Below are 4,429 nucleotides of genomic sequence, written 5' to 3'. Positions count from 1 at the left end.
AATAGAGGCTTTTATGTAAAAAATGATAATAATATCATAATAGAGAAATATTTAAGATTGTCAATGAAATATGATGCCAATTTAGGCGGATATGTAGATAAAAAATATTGGAATATTAATGACTTTCAAAGGAAAGGATTAACCTTAAAAAGAAAAACAGTGAGCTTTGGCGTAGGTACTCATGAGTTTAATTTTCCTGATGATGTTAATAGTATCACAGTTCATATATGTTCAGGAGGTGCGGGAGGTTATTATGGTTTATTAGATAAAGTTGGAACTGAACCAACAGCAGGCGGCAACTCTCAAATATTAATAAATAATCAAGCAATAACAACATGTCAGGGAGGTCAAATAGCTGTAAAAACAGGTACTATAACTTTGAATGGAGGAAAAGGAGGTGTCCCAAGCGGACAAGGTAAATTAATCAATGGAAATAATGGAACTTCTACAATATATAGTGGAAAGAATCCAAATACAGGTGCAGTATTCAGCAATAATACTACTTTGGCTAGCGGGGGAAATGGAGGCAATGGTTCTATAAATGGTTATGCTTCAGCAGGCGGAGGAAGCGGAAGTGCAGCTATTGTAGATGTAACAAGAAGTATGCTTGGCAGTGCAGGTAAAATAAAAATTATAGTTGGTGCCGGAGGAAATGGAGGTACTAATAGTAACAATCATGGCGTTACTGCTAATGGAGAAAAAGGACAAGACGGCTCAGCAGTCATAGAATATATGCAGAAATAAAATTAAATGGGTAGTGAGAAAAAGCCGCCAAGTTAATTTATTAACTTGGGATTGTTAGGCTTTTTCGAGCATAACAATAATAAATATATGCAGAAATAGTTTATATAGGAGAAAGTGAGCCGAAGCCAGCAAATAAATTTATTTATTTGCTGATTATTGGCGTAGGCGAACATTGCCTACGGCACGCAAGGCGGCAATAGTAATGAAAAGTTTTGCTAATATTATAGAACTTGATATTTCTAGTCCTGATACTAGATTAATATTTGCACCTTTCGGAGGTGTATGGAGAGCAAGTATTAATGAAATATACTCATTATACAGCAGTTCTTATTTTAATGAATTATTTAATATTAAAGAAAATGAATTGTATAATTTGTTTAATGTAGGCTCTATAAGTGTAGACAATGACAGAGGATATATAGAAGTATTTTCTTTAGAAGCTCTTTATAAACAAAATAAATCTTATTATCAATATAAAAAAGATAATATTAATTATATAGCTATACATTTTAATAACTTTGAAACTCCTTACAGTAAAAAAAATATTATTATAAATATAAAAAGATTATTCTCTACACGTGAATGGCTTGATAGTAATAATAATTTAATTACTGAATTAAATAATATGTATATAGAGCCTAGAGTGGAAGAAATAGATACAGCGGATATAGAAGGCGATTCACTTTCTTTTGATACTATTCAAACAAATGAAATGTCTGTTACATTAAGAAATGATGATGGCCTTTTTGATGATTTTATTAATTTATACGGCAATAGATTTTTAGTTAGGCAGGTATTTGACTATCAAGCGGACAGCCGAATGCCTGCCGATTTTAATAAATCGGCAGGAGCTTATAATGAGGCTGGGAGCTTAACAACAATAAAAGATTCAAAAATAATATTCTCTGGTTTTATACAAAAACCTGAGTATGCTTTTTTAGAAACAGTAACAATAACAGCATCTGATATAAGAGCTTCTTTTTCTACTGAACTTCCTAAAAATGTTTTTAGTGAAAAAGAATATTCAGATTTAAAAAACTTCCCAGAGAATGTACAAAGCGGAGAAGACATTGTTGATACTTGCAGAACATTTGCGGCAGGACATGGTATTATAGTAAAATTAAAGCCTATAAAATATTATACTCCTGATATATTAAATCCTGATTTAATACCAGAAGTAGTTTTTGAAATATGCGATACATCAAGACATGCTATAGAAAATATTGTTAATAGAAATGATCCTCTTGATGAAAATAAATTGAAGCCGCATATATATTTTATAGAAACACCAGAGAGCGAAAATGAAATAATAGAACGTGAAGGAACTGTAATAAGCGGAGAATTAGAAATATTTATTCCTGAGTTCAAGGATTACAATGATGGAAAAGGAAGCCAAAGAGTATGGACATTAGATAAAGAAAAAGGTCAGTTAATTTTTAGGGGACATAAACAGGTACATTCTATAACAGATACTAATGATAATTTATATGAAATATATGCGGAAATAGATATTCCACCTTATAAATCTTTAACTTTAATGAGGGAGATTTTAGAAGATTATGAAAACATAGCATACATTAAAGAAAATTATAACATAGAAAATTGGCAGCTTGAAGAAGAACGTTCAAGGGAAATAGCAGTTTTACTTGATAATGATAATAAAAAGACTACACTTGATTTGATAGGAGAACTCTCTTTTTTAGAACAAGGAAGATTAGAAATATACAATAATAAAATAGACTTTATTAGTACAAGGTTTCGCAGCAATGAAGCTAAGTATAAAATAAAGCAATACTGTATGGGAAGAGTTGATAAAACAGTAGAAGAAGGTGAATATTTATCAAGCTGCAGCATTAAATATGATTTATTAAAGTCTACATACAAAAATATTGATTTTGAAGAGGAAGCGAAAAAAAGGCATAGAATAAATGCACATGAGGAGTTTGAAACTTTATTAAAAAGAAAAGAAGATGCTATCAGTTTATCTAATGAAATAATGAGAAGCAGATATTTATTAAAAGAGTATTATACATTTGAATATTATGAAACTTTAGATTTTCTAAAGTTATTTGATATAGTAGAGTTTGAATATAAAAGAGAAAACGGCACTTACTACATAAAGCCTTGTAAGTGCGAGATACTTAAACTTAATATATTTGACAATGTTATAAAATTAAGACAATTATAGTTTTAGGGGGTAGATTATGATTACAAGTTTAGGAGTTATTGCAATAGATAATATGGCGGTAGAAGATATAGCATACAGCAATAATTACACTGAGTATATTGAGCTGAAAAATGATATAGATTCGGCTAAGAAAAAATTAAAGATTAAAAATATTTGCAATACTTATGATGCTTTAAAAATAGCAGAGTATATAAATAATTTAGGAGATAACAAATGAAAAAAAATACTAATACCTGCAATTTATGCCGTAAGAGAGATAAATGCAAAGCCTTATGCGATAATATGAAAAAAGCAATAAGAAATAAAAAAAATAACAATGATATTTATTCTGATGCTACATTTAATGTATTTGAAACAGATATCTCTAAAGTTATATATACTTTCGGACTTTCAAAAGTAGAAGATAGGGATAGTAAAAGAATAATAATAGCATTACTTAAAAAAGATCAAAGAGAAATGCTTGAACTGCTTGCAAAAGGATATACACAAAAAGAAATAGCTGAAAAATTAAGAATGTCTCAAAGTAATGTATCTCAAAAATTAAATAATATAAAAAAAGAGCTTCAGGATTCGATGATACAAATAATGCCGTATATTTTATAATTTTTTCTCTAAGCAATGAATTATCCTTATATTTTTTTATATAAGTGTATGAATATAAATATAAGGATAAAACATGTCAAAAGAGAGTATAACAGAATTAAGTAAAAAAGAAAGTTCATTGATAGAAAAATATATCAAACTGAAAAATGATAAAAAAAAGAATGAAGAAAATATTGAGGCTATGAAAGATGATGTTCTTAAATTATTAAAAGCACATCAAGGTAAAATAGTTCATAACGGATATAACATATCAATGCATGAAAATACAGCATATCAATACAGCGACTGCTTAGTTAATATGGAAACAGAGATTAAAGTATTAAAGCAAAGAGAAGTAACACTGCAGATAGCAAAAGAGAAACAAAAAACTGAATATATAAAAGTATATGAATTAAAAAAATAGGAAAGTAAATAATAAGCAATAATAAGCGAGTATGAGCCGCCGCTATACTGGAGTATAGCGGGATTTTTAGGCGAATACGAGCATAACAGCAATATAGAAAATAAAGAGGTTTAATCTATGCTAAATGAAAATATATTAAATAAAATCGGTATAAATAAGAAATGGCTTTTACCATTAAATAATGCTTTTCAAAAACATAACATTACAGACATAAAAGAAGCTGCTATGTTCTTGGCACAAACAACACATGAAAGCAATGATTATAAAAGACTTGAAGAGAGCTTCAGATACACTCCTCAAAGACTTTTTGATGTATTCAAAAAAAGAGTAGGAAGTTTAGAAAAAGCTAAAGAGTTATGCATTCAGGGAGCTGAGTCTATAGGCAATTTTGTTTACGGCGGGCGTTTGGGGAATGGCCAAGATGAAGGATATAAATACAGAGGCAGAGGCATTATTCAGCTTACTGGAAAAAATAATTATAAAAACTACGG

At 29.3% G+C, this 4,429-nt stretch carries 5 protein-coding genes and 1 pseudogene; all 6 read left to right on the top strand.

What is annotated here, in order from left to right:
- Positions 1–744, top strand: a 744-nt coding sequence (locus Q0K19_RS14905) for a hypothetical protein (RefSeq protein WP_297249344.1), incomplete at its 5' end; no start/stop codon positions are given.
- Positions 745–946: 202 nt separating this feature from the next.
- Entirely contained in the window at positions 947–2,932 is a 1,986-nt protein-coding gene (locus Q0K19_RS14900; RefSeq protein WP_297249342.1) for a hypothetical protein, read from the top strand.
- A 16-nt stretch (positions 2,933–2,948) separates the two neighbouring features.
- A complete protein-coding gene (locus Q0K19_RS14895; RefSeq protein ID WP_297249340.1) occupies positions 2,949–3,149 on the top strand; it encodes a hypothetical protein in 201 nt (66 codons plus the stop codon).
- Positions 3,146–3,535 (top strand): LuxR C-terminal-related transcriptional regulator, encoded by a 390-nt coding sequence (locus tag Q0K19_RS14890; protein WP_297249338.1) that lies wholly within the window; start codon positions 3,146–3,148, stop codon positions 3,533–3,535. Before Q0K19_RS14895 ends, Q0K19_RS14890 begins: the two co-directional genes overlap by 4 nt.
- 73 nt (positions 3,536–3,608) lie before the next feature.
- Positions 3,609–3,938 carry a hypothetical protein gene (locus Q0K19_RS14885; protein WP_297249336.1) on the top strand — a complete coding sequence of 110 codons (330 nt, stop codon included), beginning with the start codon at positions 3,609–3,611 and terminating at the stop codon, positions 3,936–3,938.
- A 117-nt stretch (positions 3,939–4,055) separates the two neighbouring features.
- Positions 4,056–4,429: pseudogene (locus Q0K19_RS14880) on the top strand (glycoside hydrolase family 19 protein); the annotation flags it as partial.

The organism is uncultured Brachyspira sp. (genome assembly GCF_944393015.1).
Taxonomy (GTDB): Bacteria; Spirochaetota; Brachyspiria; order Brachyspirales; family Brachyspiraceae; genus Brachyspira.
This window is presented reverse-complemented; position numbering and strand designations above follow the sequence as displayed.

Coding starts and splice junctions, on each gene's coding strand:
- Q0K19_RS14895 (WP_297249340.1), top strand. CDS start 2,949: ATGATTACAAGTTTAGGAGTTATTGCAATAGATAATATGGCGGTAGAA.
- Q0K19_RS14890 (WP_297249338.1), top strand. CDS start 3,146: ATGAAAAAAAATACTAATACCTGCAATTTATGCCGTAAGAGAGATAAA.
- Q0K19_RS14900 (WP_297249342.1), top strand. CDS start 947: ATGAAAAGTTTTGCTAATATTATAGAACTTGATATTTCTAGTCCTGAT.
- Q0K19_RS14885 (WP_297249336.1), top strand. CDS start 3,609: ATGTCAAAAGAGAGTATAACAGAATTAAGTAAAAAAGAAAGTTCATTG.